This window comes from Gluconacetobacter diazotrophicus PA1 5, assembly GCF_000067045.1.
GTDB lineage: Bacteria > Pseudomonadota > Alphaproteobacteria > Acetobacterales > Acetobacteraceae > Gluconacetobacter > Gluconacetobacter diazotrophicus.
In genome coordinates, this window is the sequence record NC_010125.1 from 1,465,560 (window position 1) to 1,490,542 (window position 24,983).

General features: G+C 65.3%; 19 protein-coding genes. 3 read left to right on the forward strand and 16 right to left on the reverse strand.

Translation table 11 applies throughout. From position 1 onward, the window contains the following. Positions 1-41: 41 nt before the first annotated feature. The 4 genes from hslO to GDI_RS06960 are packed head-to-tail and all read right to left on the reverse strand — an operon-like array spanning position 42 to position 3,535. Positions 42-1,004 (reverse strand): Hsp33 family molecular chaperone HslO, encoded by a 963-nt coding sequence (gene hslO / locus GDI_RS06945; protein ID WP_012224758.1) that lies wholly within the window; start codon positions 1,002-1,004, stop codon positions 42-44. A 16-nt stretch (positions 1,005-1,020) separates the two neighbouring features. Further along, positions 1,021-1,341: a hypothetical protein gene (locus GDI_RS06950; protein ID WP_012224759.1), complete on the reverse strand. Its 321-nt coding sequence runs from the start codon at positions 1,339-1,341 to the stop codon at positions 1,021-1,023. Beyond that, the gene (gene argF, locus GDI_RS06955) at positions 1,338-2,333 is read right to left on the reverse strand and encodes an ornithine carbamoyltransferase (protein WP_012224760.1); all 996 of its coding nucleotides are present in this window, start codon (positions 2,331-2,333) and stop codon (positions 1,338-1,340) included. Before argF ends, GDI_RS06950 begins: the two co-directional genes overlap by 4 nt. Continuing rightward, on the reverse strand, positions 2,330-3,535 hold the full coding sequence (locus GDI_RS06960) for an aspartate aminotransferase family protein (RefSeq protein ID WP_012224761.1): 1,206 nt from the start codon (positions 3,533-3,535) through the stop codon (positions 2,330-2,332). The genes argF and GDI_RS06960 overlap by 4 nt, the downstream gene beginning before the upstream one ends. 224 nt (positions 3,536-3,759) lie before the next feature. On the opposite strand from GDI_RS06960, the gene GDI_RS06965 reads away from it, so the two are divergent. Further along, positions 3,760-4,635 carry a slipin family protein gene (locus tag GDI_RS06965; RefSeq protein ID WP_012224763.1) on the forward strand — a complete coding sequence of 292 codons (876 nt, stop codon included), beginning with the start codon at positions 3,760-3,762 and terminating at the stop codon, positions 4,633-4,635. Between the two features lie 39 nt (positions 4,636-4,674). On the opposite strand, the gene GDI_RS06970 is transcribed toward GDI_RS06965, so the two are convergent. From GDI_RS06970 to GDI_RS07010, 9 genes are all read right to left on the reverse strand, one after another. Continuing rightward, positions 4,675-7,323 carry a M1 family metallopeptidase gene (locus tag GDI_RS06970; RefSeq protein WP_012224768.1) on the reverse strand — a complete coding sequence of 883 codons (2,649 nt, stop codon included), beginning with the start codon at positions 7,321-7,323 and terminating at the stop codon, positions 4,675-4,677. Positions 7,324-7,580: 257 nt separating this feature from the next. Next, a complete protein-coding gene (locus tag GDI_RS06975; RefSeq protein WP_012224770.1) occupies positions 7,581-9,122 on the reverse strand; it encodes an asparagine synthase in 1,542 nt (513 codons plus the stop codon). Between the two features lie 193 nt (positions 9,123-9,315). After that, on the reverse strand, positions 9,316-10,152 hold the full coding sequence (locus GDI_RS06980; protein ID WP_012222260.1) for an IS5-like element ISGdi1 family transposase: 837 nt from the start codon (positions 10,150-10,152) through the stop codon (positions 9,316-9,318). Positions 10,153-11,029: 877 nt separating this feature from the next. Further along, entirely contained in the window at positions 11,030-14,239 is a 3,210-nt protein-coding gene (locus tag GDI_RS06985) for a TonB-dependent receptor plug domain-containing protein (protein WP_157871007.1), read from the reverse strand. Between the two features lie 596 nt (positions 14,240-14,835). Next, on the reverse strand, positions 14,836-15,771 hold the full coding sequence (locus GDI_RS20480) for a 2-hydroxyacid dehydrogenase (RefSeq protein ID WP_041249332.1): 936 nt from the start codon (positions 15,769-15,771) through the stop codon (positions 14,836-14,838). 88 nt (positions 15,772-15,859) lie between these two features. Beyond that, on the reverse strand, positions 15,860-17,488 hold the full coding sequence (locus GDI_RS06995; RefSeq protein WP_012224787.1) for an ABC-F family ATP-binding cassette domain-containing protein: 1,629 nt from the start codon (positions 17,486-17,488) through the stop codon (positions 15,860-15,862). A 37-nt stretch (positions 17,489-17,525) separates the two neighbouring features. Beyond that, a complete protein-coding gene (locus GDI_RS07000) occupies positions 17,526-18,470 on the reverse strand; it encodes an EamA family transporter (RefSeq protein ID WP_012224789.1) in 945 nt (314 codons plus the stop codon). A 38-nt stretch (positions 18,471-18,508) separates the two neighbouring features. After that, positions 18,509-20,545, reverse strand: a complete 2,037-nt coding sequence (gene parE / locus GDI_RS07005; RefSeq protein WP_012224791.1) for a DNA topoisomerase IV subunit B — start codon at positions 20,543-20,545, stop codon at positions 18,509-18,511. A gap of 59 nt (positions 20,546-20,604) precedes the next feature. Beyond that, positions 20,605-21,162, reverse strand: coding sequence for a hypothetical protein (locus tag GDI_RS07010; RefSeq protein ID WP_012224793.1), 558 nt, complete (start codon positions 21,160-21,162; stop codon positions 20,605-20,607). A 360-nt stretch (positions 21,163-21,522) separates the two neighbouring features. Here GDI_RS07010 and GDI_RS07015 point away from each other — a divergent pair, with 360 nt between their 5' ends. Continuing rightward, positions 21,523-22,083, forward strand: a complete 561-nt coding sequence (locus GDI_RS07015; RefSeq protein WP_012554180.1) for a hypothetical protein — start codon at positions 21,523-21,525, stop codon at positions 22,081-22,083. Positions 22,084-22,135: 52 nt separating this feature from the next. Here the strand turns inward: GDI_RS07015 and GDI_RS07020 are convergent, their stop codons facing one another. Further along, a complete protein-coding gene (locus GDI_RS07020; RefSeq protein WP_012224804.1) occupies positions 22,136-22,585 on the reverse strand; it encodes an RrF2 family transcriptional regulator in 450 nt (149 codons plus the stop codon). Between the two features lie 186 nt (positions 22,586-22,771). On the opposite strand from GDI_RS07020, the gene cysK reads away from it, so the two are divergent. Then, on the forward strand, positions 22,772-23,758 hold the full coding sequence (cysK, locus tag GDI_RS07025) for a cysteine synthase A (RefSeq protein WP_012224806.1): 987 nt from the start codon (positions 22,772-22,774) through the stop codon (positions 23,756-23,758). Between the two features lie 29 nt (positions 23,759-23,787). Here the strand turns inward: cysK and GDI_RS07030 are convergent, their stop codons facing one another. Both GDI_RS07030 and GDI_RS07035 read right to left on the reverse strand, forming a co-directional pair. After that, on the reverse strand, positions 23,788-24,354 hold the full coding sequence (locus tag GDI_RS07030; protein WP_012224808.1) for a YceI family protein: 567 nt from the start codon (positions 24,352-24,354) through the stop codon (positions 23,788-23,790). A 14-nt stretch (positions 24,355-24,368) separates the two neighbouring features. Continuing rightward, complete coding sequence (locus GDI_RS07035; RefSeq protein WP_012224810.1) at positions 24,369-24,980, reverse strand: cytochrome b; 612 nt, start codon at positions 24,978-24,980, stop codon at positions 24,369-24,371. Positions 24,981-24,983: the final 3 nt, after the last annotated feature.

Sequence of the window (24,983 nt, forward strand, 5' to 3'; positions counted from 1 at the left end):
AACAATTGGAACGGGAAAAGTGCCGCCCCGCGTTGCGCCGGTCAATCCGCAGCCGTCGCCCCGCCGATCTCGGTCCGGGGAAAGCGGAAGCTGATATTGCAGAACTCGCAGCTCATGCTGATCGTCCCGTCCTCGGCCATGTGGTCCAGGTCGTCGCCCGAAAACGTCTCCAGGATTCCGGACAGCCGGGCCCGGCTGCACCGGCAGCCGAAGGCCAGCGCCCGGGGACGGTCGGCGCAGACATCCTCGGAATGGAACAGGCGGTACAGCAGCGTTTCGGGCGCCAGAGCGTCGTCGGTCAGTTCGGCCTCGGTCACCGTCTCGGCCAGGGTGACGGCGGTAGCCCAGTTTTCGTCCGCGTCGCCTTCAGGCGCCGTTTCCGCCGCGATCCCGCCCTCGGTCGCGATGCGCTCCAGGATCAGCGCGCTGGCTCGCCAGCCCGCATCGGTGTGCACGCAGGCCAAGCGAATCCAGCAGGCATGCTGCTCGCTGGTCTCGAAATAATGGCCGGCCATGTCCGACAGCGACGGGCCGCGGATTTCGACGATGCCCTGATGGAGGTCGGTATCCGGTCCCTGGTCCACGGTGAACGCCAGATAGCCCGCGCCCAGCAGCCGGGCCGCGTCCGCATCGGGCTCGGACGCCGCCAGCGCCGCGACCTGCTCCGCGTCCGACCGCGCATGGAACCGCAGCGCGCCGGCATGGGTGCAGTCCGCCACCAGGGAGGAAACCGGACCGTCGCCCCTGGCCTGCAGCGAGAACGATCCCTGGAATTTCAGGGCCGAGGCCAGCCCGGCGACCAGCGCCAGCGCCTCGCCCGCCAGGCGCAGCACGATGTCGGGATGGTCGTGCCGGACCAGCAGGGCGTCGGTCAGCGCCCCCACCCGCACCAGCCGCCCGCGTACCGGCCGCCCGGCCAGGTAGAACGGCGTCACCCCCTGGGGGACGACCAGGTCGGGCACGTCGGGCCGGTGGGTGTCGAGGAAGGCGGGGGTGTCGATCATGCCGGGGTCTCCTGCATCAGATGCGGGCGGTGATTTCGGCCTCCAGGGCCTCCAGCCGCGTCTCGAAGGCGCGCAGCAGGTCCGGGCGCACCTTTTCCTTGCTCGCCAGTGCCTTCAGCAGCGCCTGGCGGCAGCGATCGTGCGCCGCGTCCAGGTCCTCGGTCCGCGTGGCGCCGGCCAGGCAGTCCAGATAGGCGTTGCGCAGGATCGTCACACCGGGGCCGGAGCAGGACAGGGTGGCGAACGCGGCCTCGACGACCCCTTCGACCCAGCCGGGGGCGGCGGGAACGTCCTCGGTGGTGGTGGGATGGGCGGGGGTTTCGGCCGGTCCTGTCATCGGGTCGGTTCCTCCTGTCCGTAATCCTGCCAGTGCTCGCCGCCCATTGCCCACACCAGCAGCCCCTTCTGCGCGTGCAACCGGTTCTCGGCCTCGTCGAACACCACCGAATGGGGGCCTTCGAACACGTCCTCGGTCACTTCGTCACCGATATGGGCGGGCAGGCAGTGCATGAACAGGGCGTCGGGTGCCGCCAGCGCCATCAGCGCGGCATCGACCCGGTACGGGTCGAAGGCGATCAGGCGCTGCGCCGCGTCGGTGTCCGACATGCTGACCCAGGTGTCGGTGACGACGCAGTCCGCCCCGGCGACGGCGGCGCGCGGGTCGGTCGTCACGACGATGTCGGCGCCCCTCTGCCGTGCCCAGGCCAGGGCCTGGACCGAAGGCGTGTGCCCGGGCGGGGTGGCCAGGCGCAGGCGGAAGCCGAACAGGCACGCCGCCTCGATGAACGAGGTCGCGACATTGTTGCCGTCCCCCACCCACGCCACCGTGCGGCCGGCGATCGGGCCGCGATGTTCCTCGAACGTCATGATGTCGGCCAGGATCTGCACCGGGTGGGAGTCCGGCGTCAGCCCGTTGATGACCGGCACGCTGGCCCAGCGCGCCAGATCGTGCAGGGCTGCGGTATTGCCGGTGCGCAGCACGATGGCATCGACGAAGCGCGACAGCACGCGCGCGGTGTCGGCCACGCTCTCGCCCCGTCCCAGTTGCATGTCGTTGGGCGACAGCAGGATGACGTCGCCGCCCAACTGGCGCATTCCGACCTCGAACGACACGCGGGTGCGGGTCGAGGGCTTGGACAGCATCAGCCCCAGCGCGCGGCCCAGCAGCGGCTGGCGGGGGTGCAGCGGGCGGGTTCGCCCGTGCTGCATCCGCTTGATGCGGCTGCCCAGGTCCAGGATGGCGCGCAGCGTCGCGCCGTCGAAATCGCGCAGGTCCAGGAAGTGCCGGGGCGGGGCGGCGTTCCGGGTGGTGGTGGGCAGCGCGTTCATGCCACACTCTCCCGGGCCGTCGCCGCCAGGTGCGCCCGCACCCGCAGCGCCGCGTGGCGCAGCCGCCGGCCGGCCTCGGCACAATCGGCCTCGGTGATCACCAGGGGGGGCACCAGGCGCAGCACGTTGTCCCCGGCGGTGACGCTCAGCACGCCCTCATGCATCGCCGCATCCTGCACCAGCGCGACCGGAACCGTGCAGCGCAGGCCCAGCATCAGGCCGATGCCGCGTCGCCCGTCGAACAGGTCCGGGAATTCGGCCACCAGTTCGTCCAGCGCGCGGGCCAGTTGCGCGCCGCGCGCCTGCACCTGGTCCAGGAAGCCGGGGGCCAGCAGCACGTCCAGCACCACGTTCGCGGCCGCGCAGGCCAGCGGGTTGCCGCCGAACGTGGTCCCGTGCGACCCGGGCGTCAGGTGGCGGGCCACGGCCTCGGTCGCCAGGATGGCGCCCATCGGGAAGCCGCCGGCGATGCCCTTGGCGGTGGACAGCACGTCGGGCGTCACCCCCGACCATTCATGGGCGAACAGCCGCCCGGTCCGGCCCATGCCGCACTGGACCTCGTCCATGCCCAGATACAGGCCGAATTCGTCGCACGCCGCGCGCAGTTCCTGCAGGAAGCGCGGATCGGCGACGTTGATGCCGCTTTCGCCCTGCACCGGCTCGATCATGATGCCGGCGGTTTCCGCCGTGATGGCGGCGCGCACGGCGTTCATGTTGTTCATCGGCACATGATCGAATCCCGCGACCTCCGGGCCGAACCCGTCCAGGTATTTCGGGTTGCCGGTGGCGGCCAGCATGGCCAGCGTCCGGCCGTGGAACGCGCCGTCGAAGCAGATGATGCGGTTGCGCTCGGGATGGCCGCCATGCGCCTGGGCGCGGCGGATCATCTTGACCATGCCTTCGTTCGCCTCGGCGCCCGAATTGCAGAAGAACACGCTGTCGGCGAAGCTGGCGGCGACCAGCCGCTCGGCCAGCCGCTCGGCCTGCGGAACGCGGTACAGATTCGACACATGCATCACCCGCGCCGCCTGTTCGGCAATGGCCGACACCAGGTGCGGGTTGTTGTGCCCGAGGGACGAGGTCGCGATCCCCGCCCCCAGATCCAGGAATCGTCGCCCGTCCGCCGCGTACAGCCAGCAGCCTTCGCCCCGCTCGAAAGCGAGGTCGGCACGGTTGTAAGTGGGCATCAGGGCGGGGATCATGGAAGGTGGGACCTTATCGTTGCGTCCGGGTCATGGGCCCGGGTCTTGGGTGTCCAGGCGGAAACGCGAAAGAGCCCACGCGCCGGGGCGGGTGGGCCATGTTTCCATATGCATGATGCGGGTCGGCGCGGGCACAAGTCAAATCCTGTCTCCGCCCGGCCGTCCTTGAACCCGGCCCCCCCGCGTGCCAACGTGACGATCCGGTCTGCCCGAGGGGGCGTATCATGAATGCCATTACCCTTGTCCTGTCGGCGGCGCTGCTTCTGGCCGGGCTGCTGTTCGGCGGCCTGTGGAGCGCCGAAGGGATGTTCAACCCGGCAGTCGCCCTGCCGTTCCTGGCCCTGTCGGTGCTGGTGTTCCTGTCGCTGCGGATGGCCAATGTCTGGGAAAAATTCGTGGTGCTGCGGATGGGGCGACTGCAGGGCGTGCGCGGACCCGGCCTGTTCATGATCGTCCCGGTCATCGACCGGATCGTCGCGATCATCGACGAGCGCATCCAGACCACCGGCTTCAACGCCGAACAGGCGCTGACCCGCGACACGGTGCCGGTGAATGTCGATGCCGTGATCTTCTGGCATGTCCGCGATGCCGAGGCCGCGGCCCTGCGGATTACAAACTACCGCGAGGCCATCGACCGGATCGCCCAGACCTCGCTGCGCGAGATGATCGGCGCGTCCATGCTGGCGGCGCTGCTGTCCGACCGCCGGACGTCCAACGAACAGTTGCGCGCGGAAATCGGCACCAAGACCGCCGCCTGGGGCATCGACGTGATGTCGGTCGAAATCCGCGACGTCGCCATTCCCGTCGCCCTGCAGGACGCGATGTCGCGCCAGGCCCAGGCCGAGCGCGAAAAGCAGGCGCGGATCATCCTGGGATCGGCCGAGGCCGAGGTGGCGGGCCGGTTCGTGGATGCGGCCGAGGCCTATGCCGGCCACCCCGCCGCCCTGCAACTGCGCGCCATGAACATCATCTACGAGACGACCAAGGAACGCGGGGCGACGATCCTGATCCCCACCAGCATGATCGACAGCATGAATCCGGCCTCGGCGCTGGTGCTGTCGAATATGGCGGCGCCCGCCGTGCGAAGCGCCGCCGAGTGACCCGGGACGGTCCCGAGGGACTGTCCCGGGGCAGTGCCGTCAGTGCGACAGCGCGGCCAGCCATGGCGTCAGGGCCGCCTGGGCCCGGCCCGCGATGTCCGCGTTGGCCGCGATCAGGTCCACGGCCTTCTTCGCTTCGATCGTGGCACCGGTCGACTCCGTGACCGACGGATCGGCCATCAGCGCCTTGGCGATTGCCGGATTGACCGAATGCCCGGCGATGGCCGGCAGCAGGGCCGACTGCGACCAGGGTGCGAGGTGCGAGCGGATCTGCTTCTGGGTCTCCGGCGCCTGCACCAGCTTGAAGACCAGGTCCGGATCGTCGCCGCGCGCCGCGATCACGGCCAGCGCGCGCGCCACGCGCCCGTTCGGGATCACGCCGCTATAGGCGATCTGCACCGTCTGGCGGATCAGCGCGGGGTCGCTGGATGCGGCCAGCGCATCGAAATAGCGCAGCTTGTCCTCGGTGTTGCCCGCCGCGCGCAGCATCTGCGCCAGGGTGGCGTAGGTCGCGGCATCGGCATGGCGGCCGACAATCCAGGTGACGGGCGCCACCAGGCTGGGCGGCAGCGAGGCCGGGTCCTTGCGGTAGGCCGCGAAGCGGGACTGCGCTTCGGCGACCACGGCGGCGTCGTCGAACTGGCCCAGGGTGGCGATCACGCTGGGGCGCAGCAGCGAATCCAGGAAGGATTCACCCGGACGCGGCGTCCAGCCCAGGCGCGCCAGCTGCGGGCCCAGCAGGGCGCGGGCGAAGGCGCGGAAGGCCGGGCGCGACGGGCTGCCGCGTTCCATGGCGTCCAGTTCCTTCAGGTGCGCGATCGTGTCCGACCAGACGGCGATGTTGTCCTCGTGCGTCGCCGGCAGGGCGGCCACCAGGTCCAGCCACGCCGAAAGCGGCGCCAGCCCGGCCTGGAACAGCGCGAACTGGTCGCCCAGCAGGTTGGCCCGGTCGGCCGCGCCCAGCTTGGCGAATGCCGTCTTCAGGGCCGCCAGGGACGCCGTGTCATACTGGGTACGGTAATATCCGTTCTCGCCCAGATTGGCCTTCAGCGCCGCGTCGCACCCGTCGAAGGTCAGCGTCGCCGCATGGTCCGGCGTCAGGATCGTGCGCTGGGCGGCGATGCCGGGGCCCCCCACCGTGACGGGGATGTTCCAGCGCGCGGGCAGCGGATGCGGGTCGCTGATGGCGAAGCGGCCTTCGGTCAGGCTCAGGGTCGTCTTGCCGGCCTCGCAGCGCCGCGCGACCGTGACCAGCGGAATGCCCGGCTGTTCGGTGAAGCTGCGTGCGACGGTGGCCACGTCCTGGTGCGAGGTCTGCGCCAGCGCGGCCCACAGGTCGGCGCTGGTGGTGTTGCCGTAGGCATGGGTCTTCATGTAGGTGCGCATGCCGTCGCGGAAGGTATCGGGACCCAGCCAGTCCTCGATCATGCGGATGACCTGCTCGCCCTTCTGGTAGCTGATCCGGTCGAAGGCGGTATTGGCCTCGCTGACGTCATGGATCACCTGCTGGACCGGGTGGGTCGTCGGATGGGCGTCCTGCGCCATCGCCTGTTCACGGTCGGTATGCTGGCGCGGCCACATCTGCCAGGTCGGGTTGAAATGGTCGGTGGCCTTGGCCTCCATCCAGGTGGCGAAGCCCTCGTTCAGCCAGATATTGTCCCACCATCCCATGGTCACCAGGTCGCCGGACCATTGGTGCGCCATTTCATGCGCCACGACGATATAGACGATTTCCTGCGTGGTCGGCGCACTGGTCTTGGGATCGAACAGCAGGTCGTCGTCGATGAAGGTGATGGCACCCCAGTTTTCCATCGCCCCGGCCTCGTAATTTCCGGGAATGGCGATCAGGTCCATCTTCGGCAGCGGATAGGCCACGCCGAAATACTCGTTGTAATAGGGCAGGATCTGCGACGCGGCGGTCAGGGCGTAGCTGCCGTTCTGCTGCTCGCCGGTGGGGGCGTAGACGTTGATCGGGGTGTCGCCGCCCTTGCCGCTGACGGCGGACACGTCGCCGGCCACCAGCGCCAGCAGATAGGTGGACATGCGCGGCGTGGTGCCGAACACGACCCGCTTGGACTGCCCCCCGGCCGGCGAGGTGGAGACGATGGGCATGTTGCTGATCGCCACCGACGCTTTCGGCAGCGTCGCCGTCAACTGGAACGTCGCCTTGAAGGACGGCTCGTCCCAGCCCGGGAACATGCGCCGGGCATCCGCGACCTCGAACTGCGTGACCAGCATGCGCTGCTGCTTGCCGTCGGGGGCGCGGTAATCGTCGTAATAGATCCCGTTCGGGGTGGCCGGGATGGGGCCGTGATACGTGATGGCCAGCGTATGGTGGCCGACAGCCAGCGGCCGCTTCAGGGTCAGGGTGGCCGTCTGCGCCTTGTCGTCCTGGGTGATTTTGGCCGCGACACCGTCGAGGGTGGCCGATGTCAGCGTCAGGCCGGCCTGGTTCAGCGTGATGCTGTCCGTGGGGGCGGACGCGTCGACATCGATGCTTTCATGACCGCGCAGGGTCAGGCGCTTCATGTCGGTGACGAGGTCGATCCGGTACGCGCTGGGTACCACGATCTTGGGCAACTGGCCGGGCGCATGGGCGAAATCGAACGGCGATTCGCCAAAGGCCGGACCCGACAGCAGGGCCGTGCCCGCCAGCAGAAGAGTGGCGATGGCAGGTCTGAAATTCATACGGAAGCTCCGATTGCTGGACCATAAAAGGTGGTCCTTCGATCGGCATTGTTCATCCATCGCCCGCTTAAGGCAAATCAAAGAGCGCGAGCAAGCCAGACGCATCGGGTACCCGGCCTTCGGGCCTGCAATCGCTTTCGGAGGCGGATATCAATAGCTTGCCCCACATCGTCTCAGGCCATGTCGATCGCTACGTCCCTCACCTCTGCCGGATAGACGCAAAATGGAAAATAAGTTTTGTATTGAAGTAATTTCTATTATTGAAAGAAACATAATACCTTGAGAGTTTGGAAGAGGTAGTTGTACGTATCCCTGTCCATTTCCTCGAAATCCTGCTGTACTGCAGAAATAATATTATCCTTGTTTATGTATGGATGATTGGCTATCCGCGATCTTTCGACAAGATCCATCAGATAGAACTTATTTTCTCTGATCCCACGCATCGCGACTGGATCAAAAGTCTCTTTTATATAACTTTTTTCATACATATCATTTTTGAGGAGCATGGAAATGGATTTTCGTAAAATATTCCGGTCACGCCGATATTGATAAGGCAGTCTGGATATGAATTGAGCAAGCTTCAGGTTTTGGTATGGATATACAGGCCAGATGCCATGACGCAGCAAGCGCTGGGATCTGCTGGCGGAGGAGTACCAGCAACTTTCCGCAAGCCATCCTGTGGGATAGGAAATATGGATATCGCGTGCATAATGCAGGCCAGTTTCAGTAAGGAATGGACAGTCCGAATTCTTTTTTCCGGAACCGTTTCCACCTTCATCTTCGTATATTACATATAGCTCATCTCCGCCCAATCCTGAAATAAGGGTGTCCACACCAACGGCTTTCGCAACAGAGAGGCTTTCTTCAAAAATCTCCGGATAACTTTCATCTTCGGGCATTACGCCATAGCGGACCCGACGAAGACTGGTCTCTCCGAAGGGAGCAAGCCGTACTGCCGGAAGGCTGAGATTGTCGAAGCCACCTGCCTGAATCAGGGTGGCGCATCTTTCTTGCTGCGCGACTCCCATCGCACCGTTGAATTGGGCCGTAATGCTCAGCAGGCCATGGCCAAGAAGGTTTTTTGCAACCATCGCACTAAGCGCGGAATCCATCCCGCCACTTAATTCCACTGCCGTTCGGCGATTTTCCAGGGGACGAGCGTCTAACAGGGCTTCAAGGGCGTCTGTAAAATGACGTTCAATACCGGTGCTATCAATTTGATCGAACGGGGGCGAGAAATGAACAGGTAAGGGAAGTTCTGTTTTTATGCCATTCTTCGACGCCGTAAGGATCGCGCCTGCGGTCGTGCGAACGACACCCTCAATGACCGTGCGATGACCATAGGGCATAATACCCTGGATCTGGGTAAGTACGACATCCCATGCAATGCCTGCATCGGTATCTTTTAACAGACGCTGATAATCCCAGTCGATAGAGACCCCGTCTGGATCATGCTTTAAAAAAAACGGAGCATAAACGACGGAGGACGAGTGGCAAGAAAAAGTTTCTGCATCTTTATTTATTATTATAGACGAAAAATCCAAAAATCTCAGATGATAATGCTTTATTCTATCATCTATTGATTCGTCAGGGACAAATTTTTCGCCTAATAAGCCATCTGGTTCATCGGAAAATCGCTCGCTGTTAAAAATCGCGATACGATTCTTGCTAATCAATATCTCAGAAAAAAGAAGACGATGCCGAAACGGGCGGAGATAGGATGAGGTTCCAAAAAGCCCCTCGTCAGTAATGACAAGGGGAAGGTTGAGATCCTCAAAGTTTATTCGTCCGTAAAACACGCTTCATAATTCCAGCGGACTTTTCTACTCCATTATGCAGAGTAGCCACCAACGAGATCCGATCCCTCAACGGACTTCAGCGCGACAGGATGGACCTCGCGCTCATTTACGCTCCCGACGAGTAAAGTGTCGAGTTTGGAGAGCTTGTTTTGTAGCTGAACAATTTTCTTTGAGAGCCCGATCCGAAAGTTCTTCAACCGTGACAATGCCTTGCTGTCCGTCGTGTGAGCATTCGGATCGAGGCGATCAATGTCCATGCGGTTGAGGAAGCAATGGATTGTTCCCAGTCTTTGGCGAGCCGCCTGCACCGTCCCAGCCATGCGAATGTCCGTTCAACCACCCAGCGGCGCGGCAGGATCTGAAAGCCCTTCGCCGTATCGGACCGCCTGATGATTTCAAGGGTCCATTTTCCCATGGAGGCGAGCGCGGATCGCAATTTGTCGCCAGCATAGCCGCCATCAGCGAAGATGTGGCGCAGCCAGGGAAAGCGCCTGCGTATCGCTGCCAGGACATCAACAGCCCCATCACGGTCCTGGATGTCGGCGGCATGAACGAGGAGAAAGATCAGGAAGCCGCAGGTATCCGTCACAATATGGCGCTTGCGGCCCTTGACCTTCTTCCCCGCGTCATAGCCCGAAAGCCCGCCACTTTCCGTGGTTTTCACCGACTGGCTGTCAATCACGCCCGCGCTCGGAGAGGCTTCACGCCCCTCGATCTCGCGCAGGCTCATGACCAGCACCGTATTCATGACTTCGAACACTCCGGCACCACGCCAGGCGTAAAAATAGCGCCTGACGGTCGAGACCGGCGGAAAGCATTTCGGCAGCAGGCGCCACGCACACCCGGCCGAGGCTATGTAGAGCATCGCGTTGACCACCTCGCGCATATCCGTAGTGCGGGGGCGACCGCCCCGTTTCGCCGGGGGTACAAATGGCATGATCAAAGCCCACTCCCCGTCCGTCATATCCGATGGATATCGCAACCCTTCCCGGCTATGTTCACGTCGGGCAATACCAGTCCATGTCACCATTCACTCCATCTCTTCGCAAAGACGGATGAATCACAACAGGCTGGTATTGTTCAAAAACTTTCGGATCGGGCTCTGAAGAAGACATAGCATAACCCCTCATATGGTTTCATGTACGCCAGTTATCTACTTTTATTAAGATACAAAAGCAGACATATCACTGTCACCTCTGATGCAATATTCTGTCAAGAAAATTCATGCTCATCTCGGCTTTCCCTACAAGAACGTGAATCGGAAATCAGCAGCGCGTGCAAAGGAGAAATGAATGATCGGTTATTTTTACGAACGGGTAATCACATTCACCCATATGGAGTCGTATTTGACGGGTCAGAATTTTAGCAAAACGATAAAGTCCGTTGTTCGATCGGATCGATTGATGGTTTCGATGGCCGACCTGCAGAATTCTCCGAGTGCAGTCCACAATTTCTCGCCGGCACAGGCGTCCCCTTGAAGGCGGACTCGTCCCAGCCGTGGGATATGCGGCACGTTCGCGACTTCGAACTACGTCACTAGCATGCACTGTTGCTTGCGATCGGCGGTGCGATAATCATCGTAATAGATTCCGTCCGGGGGCGTGATGGGCCGCGATACGTGATGGCCAGCGTATGGTGGTCGATAGCCAGCGGCCGCTTCGGGGGCAGCGTGGTCGTTTGCGCGTTGTGATTTTGGTCGCCGTGCCATCGACTTTTGGTGGACCAAGGAGTGGAACGTGCGGCCGTCATTGTCCACCGGTATGACGGGCATGGCAAAATTACCCTGGCGATGGACGGTCCGGTTCTGTGCGTCCCGTAAAACGACAAAAAAAGGGCTGACCCCTGTTAGGAAAGTCAGCCCGCACAAAAGGGATGGCCTGAAAGACCACCCCCGATGCTTCATTCGATCACAGTTTGACGTTAACGCCGAACTGGAACGAACGATAGACAATTCCCTTCTGCGACCAGGAGGAGTTGTAGAGATAGGAACCATAGGTCGCGTAGTCGTACGGCGAGCGGAAACCAAGCAGGTTGTAGACGTTCGCGTAGACGGACCACCGGCGATCGATCTGGTAGTTGACGGTCAGATCGACGTCCCAGTAGTTCCGGACATGGCACTGGGTGGAAGGCTCCTGATTCCAACCGAAGCCGGCGACGCTGCTCGTCGCGCAGGAGCTGGCGCCGGGTCCGTTCACGTCTTCGGCGACCAGCTTGTAACCGCTGGTGTAGTACACCGTCGGCGTCACTGCGAGCTTGCGCCACGTGAACGTGTTGGCCCAGTTGGCCTTCCAACGCGGGGTGCCGGAAGCGGAGACGGTATTGTACGGACCGATCGTCCCCGCGTATTCTTCGACTCCGCCACCGGGCAGTCCGACCGAGAGGCGACGGACATAGGTCATTTCGCCCTTGCTGTACCAGTTCACCTCGTGCAGCACGCCGGGCAGGCGATGCGAGGCGGTGAACCCGAGCTGGACGCCATCCGTGCGCATCCACGGCGCGTTGATGTAGCTGTAGTTGATCAGACCAGGCCGGGCAGGTGCACCCGGCGCCGCCGGATCGGCCACGTCCGGCGTGACCGTGATGCCGGACGGAAGCGGCTGACCCGAAACATAGGCTTCGCTGATGTCGCCCGCATCTTGGCCAAGCGGGTTGCCCATGATGTAGTTGGATTTCTTGATGTAGTAATAATCGGCGCTCAAGCTGATCCACGGCAGCGGCTTGATGACCGCGCCGCCGCTGAAGTTCGTCGCGATTTCAGGCTTCAGGTTGGGATTGCCGATCGAGTTCAGGCCGACATAGTAGGACTTGGTGTAGGCATCGTTGTTATGCGCCGCCAGCCAGGCGGGGTTCGAGATGATGTTGCCTATGTAGCCGACAGTGTCCCCACCCGTTTCCGAGAAGCTGGGCACGCGGAAGCCACGAGAGAACGAGCCGCGCAGCGCGAACTGATCGACCGGCTTGAAGATGGCGGTGGCCTGCGGCGTGTAATGGCCGTATCCGACGCCGGTGCTGGTCGAATAGTTGTCGTAGCGGCCGGCCAGATCCACATTCAGCATCTTATGGAAGGGAAGGCCGAGTTCCCAGAACCCGGATTCCACCCAGCGGCTGCCCTGGGCGTTGACGGGGTTGATCTGCCAGTACTGGGCGCCGGGGTCGGCCGGGTTGTACGGATTCCCGTTGGGCGCGTTCAGGGCTTCCCAACGGATGTTGCCGCCGATCGCCAGGTTCACCATGCCGCCCGGAAGGCGGAACAGGCCCTTGCTGCCCGTCATTTCGTAGGAATATTCCTGCGTCCGATCCTGGACCACGTCCTTGGGCGCGATCGAATTCAGGACGGACTGCGAATTCTGGGACGGATTGACGAAATTGTACGTCCCGTTATTGACCGCGTTCGTGATCCCGTTGATCGTCGGGTAACCCGTGTAGGTCTGCGTCAGCACCGAATTCATGCCGACGAAGTTGAAGTCGTAGTTCCAGTCCGATCCCCAGTTCGAGGCCGCCGTGCCGTTATAGCGCATCGACCCACGGAAATTCTGGTTGTATTCCGATGTATACGGGACGATGTCACCAAACTGGTAGATCATGCTGGCGGGCTCGCCCTGAGCCGCGAACGGGTCGTTCGGGTTGAGCTGCCCGTTGGGAAGGCGCGCCGGGATCAGCAGGTTATAGGAACTGGCCTGCTTGGACTGGCTGAGAGACTGCAAATAGGCGGGCGTGTAGCTGAGGAAGTCTGTCTCGGTCTGCGAATAGGTGAACATCGCCGTGAACTGCGACCGCGGCGTGACATTGGCCGTGAAATGGGCCGTGGCGTTGATGCGCTGGATCGACGGGCTGATCACACCATACGCTGCGGTCGTGTCCTGGCTGCAGCCCGAGAAGGCGTTACCCTGGCCATAGTAGTTGTTCGAGGCCCCCAGGGTTCCGCTGGACTTGGAACCATATTTGCCGCACGAGGCTGACGGGTTCAGCAACTGGTAAGCACCCACGGCCTGGCCGTTGACCACGGGGGCGACCATTGCCTCCGGGCTGCCTTTCGTCGCGCTGGGATTGGAGCTGTTGTTGATCCAGTTGGTGCCGCCGATCCCGGTCAGGTTGGCGGTGTTGTACGGATAGCCGACGTCGCGGTTATAGACGGCGTCGTCCTGCTGGTATTCCGAGTTGATGTAGAAATTGTACCCGTCACGCGCCAGGTCGCCATGACCGTAGGTCGCGTACAGACGCTGGTGCCCGGCGATGCCGAGCTGGCTCAGGCCGCCTTCGGCATTGCCTTCGAAGCCCTGGATTTCCTTGCGGGTGATGAAGTTGATCACGCCGCCGACCGCATCCGCGCCATAGGTCGCGGAACCGCCGTCTTCCTTCACGTCGATCCGTTCCATGATCGACTGCGGCATCCAGTTGGTGTCGACGAAGTCGCGCTCGCCGTCATCGGCCAGCGGGTAGTAGGACAGGCGCTGCCCGTCCATCAGGATCAGCGTCGAATCGGTCGTCAGGCCGTGCAGCGACGGCGCCGAGGCACCGGCGGCGAACGCGCCGTTGGCGCCGAACGCGTTGGTCAGGTTGCCCGAACCGTTCGAGGACAGCTGCTGCAGGGCGTCGGTCACGGTCTTGATGCCGCGGCGCTGCATGTCGCGCGACGTCAGTTCCTCGATCGGGGCCGCGCTGGCGGCATTCGGATCATGGAACAGCGTGCCCGTGACGACGACGTTTTCGGTCTCCGCCGGCGGTGCCGGCTCGGCGGCGGCCGCAGCTCCGGCACCGGCGATGATCGAAGCGTTGCGGGTGGACGACGTGGTCGCGGGAGCGGCTGCCGGCGGGATCGCCGCCGCCGGAACCGCAGCGGCGGGGGCCGCACGGGTCGGGGTGGACGTCTTCGCCTTGGCCGTCGTGTGACGGGCCGTGGTCTTGTGGTGATGGGTCGGCGTCGTCGTCGTGGCCGGCGCGGCCGTCTGGGCGGAGGCAAGGGCCGGCGTCGCGGCGATCATGGCCGTGGCGCACAGCAGCATGCGGCCGCGGCCATAGGCGCGCAGGACGGGCTGGATTACGAGGAAGGGTGAAGGGCGTCGTCGCTTCCGTTCCGCACCCGGGGCGCGGACCTGCGTCTCACCGTTTGTTACCATGAAATACCTGCATTCAAGTTGATTCGAAAAACCATCGAGCGGTGCTCCGGTACAATATGCCATCAAATCGTAACTTGTTTGCAACATGGCTGGGACCGATATGTGGTGAAACTATCCTTCCGTGGCATCTATGCAACAGGAACGGATCAGGCATGTCGGATGTTCACAAATGTCACGATAAAGCCGGAATAATTCCGAACACAAGTTCCTGTCGCTTTTTGTTTATCCAGCTTTCGTAATGAACGGCATGACCGCGTGGATAAGGGGGACGGCCAGCGGGTCGACCAAAATCCGGGGGCCAGATCGCTGAAATTGCACGCAATGATGTGACCGGGGGCGAATCGAATCGTCTGTGATCCGGAATTTTCAGAAAATGCGCAAAGGTTGGATTTTTTGTGTAGTTTATTTCACGGGCGCACGAATGGAATCCGTTTTATTCCGCGTCGTAGAAGAAATGACGCTCAAGGACTCATTTATAAAAATCCTGAACCGCCGGTGCGGACCGGCGATTCATTGCGATTTTGCACCGTCACGACGGGAAGGCGCGTGGGCTGTATCCGGAAAGACACAGCATGCCGGGAGGGCGCGCGGGACCTCTAATAGCCGCGTGCGACGTCCACCGCGTCCGTGACCGGCAGGTCCGCGCGCAGGCGGCGGATGTTTTCCGCCACCTGCGGCGCGGCCGAGTCCGGCAGCGCGGCCGAGGCCACGTGCGGGGTGATCAGGACGTTCTCCATCCGCCAGAGCGGATGGTCCCCGGGCAGCGGTTCCTGCGCGAACACGTCCAGCGTCGCCTGGCCGATCTGCCCCGATTCCAGGGCCGCGACCAGCGCGTCCTGATCGACGATGGCGCCGCGCGCGACATTGACGAATGCCGCCCCGCGCGGAAGCATCGCCAGCCGTTCGGCGTCCAGCAGCCCGATGGTCTGCGGTGTCTTGGGCAGCAGGCAGACCAGGATGTCGCAGCCGCCCAGGAAGTCCGGCAGGCTGTCCATGCCGGAATAGCAGGTGATGGCGGGGTCGGATTTCGGGCTGCGCGACCAGCCGCGCACGGTAAAGCCCTGCCGCGCGCACTCACGTGCCGCCAGCAGGCCCAGTTCGCCCAGGCCCATCACGCCCACCCGCGTCAGGTTCAGCGGCCGGGGTTCGATGAAGTGCCATTGTCCCCGGCGCTGCGCGGCCTCGAACGCCGGCATGTCGCGCGCCAGGCGCAGGGTCGCGAACAGCACGTAGCTGGCCATCATCCGCGACATCAGCGGGTCGTGCAGCCGGGTGATCGCAACCCCCGGCGGCAGGTCGTCGCGTGTGACCAGCGCGTCCACCCCGGCCCCCAGGGCGACGATCATCCGCAGGTTGGGAAAGCGCGCGAAGAAGCCGCGCGGCGGGCTCCAGACCAGGGCATAGCGGACGGCGGCGGGGTCGGTCACGTCGTCGGCCAGGACGAAATCCAGGTCCGGCAGCAGGCCGGCCAATGCGGCCCGCCACGGTTCGGGGTTGTCCACCTGGCTGTAGAAGACCGCCGCATCCTTCATGTCCCGCTCCCGTCCGATCAGTTCGGGTCCGATCCTATCGGCATCGCAAGGCGGCTGGGAAGGGGGCCTTGTCACCGCGCCCCGTGGTTTAGCGCTTCGCCTTGCGCCGCTTTTCGCGCGACGCCGCCTGGGACGGCGCGGTGCTGCCGCCCCGGGCGCGGTCCAGGACGAAGCGGGCGTAATCGTCCATGTCGCCGTCGAACGGCGCCACCGTATTGTCCGCCGCCAGCCACAGCCGGTCGGCCACCAGTTCCATCAGCGAGCGGTCATGGGTGATCAGGATCACCGCGCCCTCGTATTCGTTCAGCGCGTCCAGCAGCGCGCGCCGGCTGTCGATGTCCAGATGGTTGGTCGGTTCGTCCAGGATCAGCAGGTGCGGGGCCGCCATCGCCACCAGGTTCAGCAGCAGCCGCGCCCGCTCGCCGCCCGACAGGGCCTCGACCGTCGTGCCCTGCTTTTCGAAATGGATGCCGAACTGCGCCAGGCGCGAGCGGTGCGACTGGTCGCTGTCCTGCGGCCGCGCCGCGCGCATGATGTCCAGCGGCGTGTCGGTGGGGTTCAGGGCCTCGATCTGATGCTGGTGGAACCAGCCGACCTCCATCCGCGCCGACCGCGTCACCCGGCCCGACCGCGCGGCCAGCGCCCCGGCCGCCATCTTGGCGAAGGTCGACTTGCCCGCGCCGTTGACGCCCAGCAGCCCGATCCGGTCGTCGATATCCAGCCGCAGGTCCAGGCCGCGCAGCACCGGCGCGTCGTCGCCATAGCCGATCTCGACATCTTCCAGCCGCATCAGCGGCGGTGCCAGCGGGCGCGGCGGCGAGGGCAGGATGAAGGGCGACACCCGGGCCTCGATCGTGGTGGCCACCGGCTCCAGCTTGGCCAGCCGCTTCATGCGGCTTTGCGCCTGGGCGGCCTTGCTGGCCTTGGCCTTGAACCGGTCGACGAAGGATTGCAGATGCGCGCGCTCGGCCTCCTGCTTGGCGCGGGTGGCGCTTTGCAGGCGGATCTTCTCGGCGCGCTGGTGCTCGAACGAATCGTAGCCGCCGGAATAGAGTTCCAGCTTGCCCTCGGTGACGTGCAGCGTGAAATCGACCGAATTGTTCAGCAATTCCCGGTCATGGCTGATGATCAGCGCCGAATGCGGATAGCGCGCCAGACGGGCCTCCAGCCACAGCGCACCTTCCAGGTCCAGGTAGTTGGTCGGTTCGTCCAGCAGCAGCAGGTCGGGCTGGGAAAACAGGGCGGCCGCCAGGGCCACGCGCATGCGCCAGCCGCCGGAAAACTCGGCCATGGGCCGGTCGAGGTCGGCGGTGGAGAACCCCAGCCCGTTCAGGATTTCGGCGGCGCGGGCGGGGGCGCTGTCGGCGTCGATCTCGATCAGACGCGCCCAGATGTCGCCCATGCGCTCGGGCTCGGCGGTGTCCAGTTCGGCCATCAGGGCGGCGCGTTCGGTATCCGCCGCCAGGATCGTCTCGATCAGGCTGACCGGCGTCGCGGGATGTTCCTGGTCCACGGCGGCGATCCGGGCCGCGCGGGGGATGGAAATCTCGCCCGAATCGGGTTGCAGCTCGCCCTTGATCAGCTTGAACAGCGTGGATTTGCCCACCCCGTTGCGGCCGACCAGGCTGACCTTGGACGGGTTGGGCAGCGTGACGCTGGCCCGGTCGAAGAACCGCCGCCCCCAGGCGTTGAAGACAAGCGAATCGATCTGGAGCATGAGGCGGTCCGTGGGGTTTGGATTGGGAAGGGCGGATTCAGAGGTCGGGGGCGGGCGGCGGAGCGGCCTGGCCGCCCGACTGCCGGATCACGATGCCGATGATCGACGACAGGACGATGCACAGGATTCCCGTCCATTGCGACGGGTCCGGATGCTCGCCCAGCAGCACCAGGCCGATGACCACCGCCATGGCCGGGTCCAGGCTGCTGAGGATGCCGTACTGGCGCGGGTGCAGCCGCTTCATGGCCAGCATTTCCAGCGTATAGGGCACGGCGGAGGACAGGATCGCCACCAGGCCGGCCAGGAGACCGGCGTGGGGATGGGACGCGATGCGCGGCAGGGTCGCCGCCGCCAGCGGCGTCAGCAGCAGCGCCCCCACCCCCAGCCCGATCGCGGTGGCCCGCGTGGCGTCGATCCGCCGGCTGACCCGTGCGCCGATCACGATATAGGCCGCCCATGACGCGGCGGCCAGCAGGCCGAAGCCCACGCCCAGCGGGTCCAGCCCCCGCCCGCGCAGCACCGCGCCCGGTTGCAGCAGCAGGTCCAGACCCGCCGCCGCCAGCGCGACCAGCAGCAGGTCGACGGGCCGGCGCGATCCCAGCAGGGCCAGCGCCAGCGGGCCCAGGAATTCGATCGCCACCGCGATCCCCAGCGGCAGCCGCGCCAGGGACAGGTAGAACGTCATGTTCATCAGGCAGACCACCGTGCCGTATTGCACGATCAGCCACAGGGTGGCGCGGTCCGGCACCATGCGCCATGGGCGCGCCAGCGCGCACAGCACGATCGCGGCGATCCACAGCCGCAGCCCGACCATGCCCAGCGGTCCGAACAGCGGGAACAGGTCTTTTGCGATCGACGCGCCCATCTGGAACGAGGCGATCCCGCACAGCATCAGCAGCGCGCCGCCCACCGGCCCGCCGTCCGATTGCCCGTCGGCGGGCGCGCCGGGTGCAAGAGCGGCCTGGGATGTACTGGCGGTCATGGAACTCCTGCGGCCCGGGGCGCAGCCCGGACAGACATTCAAACGTCCAGGTCTTCGACGGTCTGCGCGTGTTCCTGAATGAACTGGAAGCGCAGTTCCGGCCGCCGTCCCATCAGATGTTCGACCCGGTCGCTGGTCAGGGCGCGGTCCTCGGGACGGGTGACGACTTTCAGCAGCGTGCGGTGCCGTGGGTCCATCGTCGTCTGCTTCAGATCGCCCGGCGGCATCTCGCCCAGGCCCTTGAAGCGCGAGACCTCGACCTTGGCATTCGGCTTGAAGTTCGACTTCAGCTTCCGCTCGCGGTCGGTGTCGTCCATCGCATAGATCGTCTTGCCGCCCTGCGTCAGCCGGTACAGCGGCGGCTGCGCCAGGTACAGATGCCCCTGGCGGATCAGGTCGGGCAGTTCGCGATAGAAGAACGTCATCAGCAGCGACGCGATATGCGCGCCGTCCACGTCGGCGTCGGTCATGATGACGATGCGGCCGTAGCGCAGGCGGGTCGCGTCGAACCGTTCGCCGATGCCGCAGCCCAGGGCCTCGACCAGGTCGCGCAGTTCCTGGTTGGCGCGCAGCTTCTCGGTCGAGGCGCTGGCGACGTTCAGGATCTTGCCGCGCAGCGGCAGCACGGCCTGGGTTTCGCGGTTTCGGGCCTGCTTGGCCGACCCGCCGGCCGAATCGCCCTCGACCAGGAAGATCTCGGTCTCGGCCGCGTTCTCGCGCGTGCAGTCGGTCAGCTTGCCGGGCAGGCGCAGCCGCCGGGTCGCGCTCTTGCGCGGCGTGTCTTTCAGGTCCTTGCGGCGCAGCCGTTCCTCGGCCCGCTCGATGATGAAGGCCAGCAGGTTGTCGGCCTGTGCCGGATGGCCGGCCAGCCATTGCTCGAACCGGTCGCGCAGCGCGGTCTCGATCAGGCGGCTGGCCTCGGACGAGGTCAGCTTTTCCTTGGTCTGGCCCTGGAATTGCGGGTCGCGGATGAACACCGACAGCTTGGCGGCGATGGCGCCCAGCACGTCATCGGCGTTGACCGCCGCCGCGCGCTTGTTCGACCGCTGTTCGCCCCAGGCGCGGAAGCCCTTCAGCAGCGCGGCGCGAAACCCGGCTTCGTGCGTGCCGCCCTGCGGCGTCGGGATGGTGTTGCAGTACGAGGACAGGCTGGCCGACCCCGATTCCAGGAACGCCACCGCCCATTCCATCCGGCCGGTATCGGCGCCGTCGGGCCCCACCGGCAGGTCGGCCTCGCCGGACCACATCTCGGTCAGCAGGGCGGCGTTGCCCAGTTCGTCGCGCAGGCTGTCGGCCAGGCCGCCGGGGAAGTGCAGCACCGCCTCGGCCGGGATGTCCGCGTCGCGGACCAGCGCCGGGTCGCACGACCAGCGGATGGTGACGCCGCGGAACAGGTACGCCTTGGACCGGCACAGCCGGTACAGCCGCGCGGGCGAGAAATGGATCCGGCCGAAGATCTGCGGATCGGGGGTGAAGCGGATCTGCGTGCCGCGCCGGTTCTGGGTCGCGCCGACCTTCTCCAGCATCGTGACGGGATGGCCGCGCTCGTACACCTGACGCCAGACGGCGCGGTCGCGGGCGACCTCGACCTCCATCCGTGCCGCCAGGGCGTTGACCACCGACGATCCCACCCCGTGCAGGCCGCCCGAGGTGGCATAGGCCTTGCCCGAGAACTTGCCGCCCGCGTGCAGCGTGGTCAGGATGACCTCCAGCGCCGAGCGATCCTTGAATTTCGGATGCGGGTCGACCGGAATGCCGCGCCCGTTGTCGCGGATCGTCAGCCAGTCCCCTGCTTCCAGCGTGACGTCGATGGTGGTGGCGTGGCCGGCCACGGCCTCGTCCATCGCATTGTCCAGGATCTCGGACGCCAGGTGGTGGTATGCGCCCTCGTCGGTGCCACCGATATACATGCCCGGCCGGCGCCGGACGGGTTCCAGCCCCTCCAGCACCTCGATGGCGCTGGCGTCGTACTCCCCGCCGGCATCGTTCCGCACCGGGGCCGGCGGGGCGGACGCGGCCCCGCGGCCCCGGGGCTCCCGCTTCGGTCGCGCCGCGGAAAAGAGATCATCGTTCATGGAGTGTTCTTTGTTCCGCCGGCCGGTCCGCTGTCAAGCGGACTCGGTCCGGGGCGGCGTCAGCTCCGCGCCGACGTGTGGGCGGCGGACGGCTTGTGGCCGCGATAGCGGGTCCGCACCTCGTTGCGCAGGGTGCGTTCCGGCGCGGCGCAGGTCTCGTAGGACGCGGGCTGGATGATGTCCTTGGCCTGGGCGTAGCTGGACAGGTCGGCGGCGGATTCCAGGACCGCGACCTCGTCGAACATCGCGGCGCGCTGGTCGCAGAAGGCGGTGCCGGATTTCAGCCCCCGCTCGGACTGCACGTTGGCCAACTGGGTGATGTAGTCGTCATGCTCGCGCTGCGCGCTGCGGCCGTAGGTGGTGTGGAAATAGGCGTTCAGCGTCCCTTCCTCGTCCAGCAGCTTGGTGCGGAACTTGGCGACGAAGCTGTTGTACCGGTCCTGCATGTTGCACGACAGCGCCGTGACCATCAGTTCGCTCTTCAGCCCCTGGACGTCGAAGGCCTCGTGCGCCGGCGAGGACGTGCACTGGCTGACGGCGAAGGCGGCCTGCGCGTTGGTCACGATGCCGGCAAGGGCCAGGGCGGCAACCGTGGCGCGCCAAATCGGAAAGGACATGGTGTGGTTTCTCCAAGACCGACCAGGATGCTGCGCCGGATTGGGGTCGGCAACATGAACCGGCATGTGAACTAGGCTTGCTAGAACTCTATAATAGCAGCATAACCCTCGCCACGGTGTTGGCAATCACATTTTGATGCCGCCGCCTGCTGGAATCGGCTTCTATCCCCCGGATCGCCGACTCGCAAGGATCGGGTCGGGCCTTTCGTAGGGATCGCCATTGTTCTAGTGTCCTGCCTCCGAAATTCGCAGATGGGTTTCGGAGAGCGGCATGCCGTCAAGGCATTGTTTTATCTGGTGTCTTGGACTATCGACCCCGCGCGCGTGCACGGGGTTCCATGAGCAAAGCGGAGCTGACGAGTGCGAGTGCGACTGTCTTCTGCAATCCTGGTGGCGGCGTCCGCCCTGCTGGCCGGATGCCAAACCAAGCCTGTGCTGCAGGTGGCCAAGACCCCGAACCCGTTCGGCTACATGAAGCGGTCGGCGGTGTGCCAGGTCGGGCCGGTCAAATCCTCGCCCTCCGGCCAGATGGAGGCGACGATGGCCGTCCGCAGCGACGACGGTAACTGCGGCGTCGTGATCCAGCAGACGGGCGGCGGGTCCTATGCCTCGTTCGGGGTGTCGCCCGCGCCGGAACACGGCAAGGTCTTCCTCTATAATTACGATGATCACACCTATGTGATGTATACGCCCAACACCGCCTATGCCGGGAACGATCATTTCACCGTGACCCTGATTCGCGGGGTCGGCCAGCCGCGCCAGTACCTGACGGTCACGGCCAGCGTCGATGCGACCGGCGTCGTGGTGCCCACCCCGATCGTGGCGCCCCCCGCGCCCGCGACGCCGGCCCGGACATCGACCCGGCATCGCACGACCAGGACCCCGGCGAAGAGCCAGAAGACGACGCCGGCGGCTCATTAACGAGCCTTCGGGAGCCCATTGTCCGGCCCGAGCCCGGGCCGGGCGCGGCCCGTCAGATCGAGAAGGTGATGGGTTCCGCCATGGGCCGGCGCATGCCGCTGGATTCCGCGCGGCGGACCAGGTCGTCCAGGGTCAGCTTGCGGCACTGGGTGGACAGCGTGTCGTCCAGCTTCTGCCAGCAGGGTTCGATCACCTTGGTGAACAGCGCGCCCACCGGCCCGTCATCGGACGACGAATCATCGGCGGTCGCGATTTCGACGATGTCGGCCAGGGTGATATCCCGCCGGGGCCGGCCCAGGCGGTAGCCGCCGCGCGGCCCGCGCACGCTTTCCAGCAGGCTGGACCGCGACAATGTCTGCAGCAGCGGCTCGATCCCGCGCCGGGCCAGGCCGGCGCGTTCGGCGATGTCGGCGGCGCTGACGGTACCGCTTCGCCCGGCATGGAATGCGACGTCGAGCATGATGAGCACCGCGATCATGGCCCTGTCACGCCGAAGAAGCATCCTGGGTCTCTCCTGTGCTGGATTCGCCGCGCCCATCGGGGGGCATGGCCCGTGTGATGGCGCGAAGCTAACAGGAATGGGGACGATGATCCACGCTTCTGTTTGGTATGAAGGTGGATTATGTCGAAGATTACGATTAAATCCGTGCCAGGGACTGCGCATACGGATTGAAGGAAGGACCGACCCATGGACAACACGGCGGTGGACGACCGGCTGGGCCTGGCGCGCCCGCGGGGGCGGGTGTACGATTCGATCGTCGATACGGTCGGCGGCACGCCGCTGGTGGCCCTGCCGCACCTGACGCGCGAGGACGAGATTGCCAGCCGCATCCTGCTGAAGCTGGAATTCTTCAACCCGCTGGGATCGGTCAAGGACCGCATCGGCGCGGCCATGGTGCTGGCCGCCGAACAGCGGGGCGACATCACGCCCGGCCGGACGGTGCTGGTCGAGCCGACATCGGGCAATACCGGCATTTCGCTGGCCTTCGTCGCCGCCGCGCGCGGCTATCGCCTGATCGTGACCATGCCCGAGGGCGCGTCGCTGGAGCGGCGCAAGATGCTGCGCCTGCTGGATGCGGAACTGGAACTGACGCCGGCCCGACTGGGCATGGCCGGGGCCATCGCCCGGGCCGAGGACATCCTGAACAATACGCCCGACGCCTGGATGCCGCGCCAGTTCGACAATCCCGACAACCCGGCCGTCCACGCCGCCACCACGGCCGAGGAAATCTGGACCGACACGGACGGCGCGGTGGATATCGTGGTGGCGGGCGTGGGCACCGGCGGCACCGCCAGCGGCATCGCCCATGCGCTGAAGCCGCGCAAGCCTGGCCTGGCGGTCTATGGGGTGGAACCGGTCGAAAGCGCGATCCTGAACGGGGACGAGGCCGGGCCCCACGGCATCCAGGGCATCGGCCCCGGCTTCTGCCCCCGCACGCTGGACCTGCCGGCGCTGGACGGCGTGCTGACGGTGTCCGAGCGCGAGGCCATCGCCGCCGCCCGCCGCTGCGCGCGGCTGGACGGGGTGCCGATCGGCATTTCCTCGGGCGCCGCGCTGCATGCTGCCCTGAAGCTGGCCGAACGGCCGGAAAACGCGGGCAAGACGATCGTGGTCATCGCGCCCTCGTTCGCCGAACGCTACCTGTCCACGTCGCTGTTCACCGGCCTGGCCTGACGTTCCGGTGTCGGCCCCTGCGCTGTCTTCTATGAGGACTGCGCGGTCACGTCGATGTCGACACCGACGTCCAGCGCCACCCACTGGCCGCTTGCCCATGGGCCCTGGCCGATGCCGAACGGCGAGCGGATCAGGGTGAGATGGCCCTTGGCGTGTGCGGTCGTGCCGGTGATATCCAGCGTGAACGGCAGCGTTTCCGGCTGGCCGACGCCGCGTATGCTCAACTCGCCCTGGGCCGTGTAGGCATTCCCGCCCCTGGACTGGAAATGCGTGGCCTCGAACGTCGCCTTGGGGAACGCCGCGACATTGAACCAGTCGGCGCCCGGCAGGGCCTCGTCGCGCTGCCGGTCGCCGGTCACGGCGCTGGCGACGTCGATCGTGACCAGGGCGTGCCCGGCGTCCGGGTGGGCGGGATCGAAGATGATCGTGCCGCCGAAGCGTTTGAAATGGCCGGTGAACGCGGCGCCGGTCTGCGTGCCGGTAAAGGTGATCGTGCTGTGGGCCGGATCGATCGTCCACTCGGCGGCCAGGGCCGGCGCGGTGGGGGCGAGCAGGGCCGTGCCGAGAAGCACGGCTCCCAGGGGGGAAAGACGCATGGAGCGGGTTCCTGTCAGGCAGGTTGCGACGGTCTGGCGGCGTCGTGGCGGGTGGGCAGCATCTGCCGCAGGACGCCGTCCTTCAGGATGACATGATGGCGCAGCGCGGCGGCGACATGCAGGGCGATGACCGCCGTCAGGATCCATGCGCTCCAGTGATGCAGGGTCTTCAGCGCGGCTTCGACCGGGGCCTTGTCGTGCAGGCTGGCCAGGACCGGCAGGTGCGGCCACGGCACGACGCCATACAGCACGGTCGGGATATTGAAGACCGAAGCCGAGACCAGCGCCCAGCCGCTGAGCGGAAGCAGGATCTGCAGCCCGTACAGCAGCCCGTGCGTGCCATGCGCGGCCTTGCGTTCGATTTCGGGCAGCGTGGCCGGCAGGGCGGGCGGCGTGTGGAACAGCCGCCAGAGGATGCGCAGTACGACCGCCAGCATGACGGTGACGCCGATCGATTTATGCAGTTGGTAAAGCTTGAAGACCTGCATGGGCGGCAGGGACAGATGGTCCATGGCCAGGCCCATGCCGATCAGGGCCAGGATGCCCGCCGCGATCACCCAATGGAGGATGATCGCGACCAGGCTGTAGCGGCCGGGGGCGCCGGCCGTGTCGGAGGCGGCCGGCATGAC